The organism is Monashia sp. HAY1-2A, assembly GCF_056755315.1.
Genome location: NZ_JBNDHY010000460.1, coordinates 1 through 265, shown reverse-complemented (window position 1 = coordinate 265; position 265 = coordinate 1). Strand labels below are relative to the sequence as shown.

At 39.6% G+C, this 265-nt stretch carries 1 protein-coding gene; it reads left to right on the top strand.

Features of this window, described 5'->3' with window-relative positions; all coding sequences use genetic code 11:
* Positions 1–265: hypothetical protein (locus ACPYOM_RS22710; protein WP_481347698.1), on the top strand; the 265-nt coding region annotated here is incomplete at both ends.

The window sequence follows — 265 nt, the reverse complement described above, 5'->3', positions numbered from 1 at the left end:
ACTATAGGCTCAGTTGCCTTTATTCAGGCACAGAATACCGATTCCTTACAAATAAAGGAAATTGAAGCTGTTAACTTTACCAAGAGACTTCCTGTTGCTAAAGAGATTATTAATGTTCAAAGAGATTTAGACAGCAAAAATCTAGGACAGGATCTTCCGATTCTTCTTAAAAACCAAACCTCCACTATTTCAACTTCTGATGCGGGAAATGGTGTAGGCTATACCGGTTTCAGAATTCGTGGTGTCTCAGGGAGCGGCATCAATG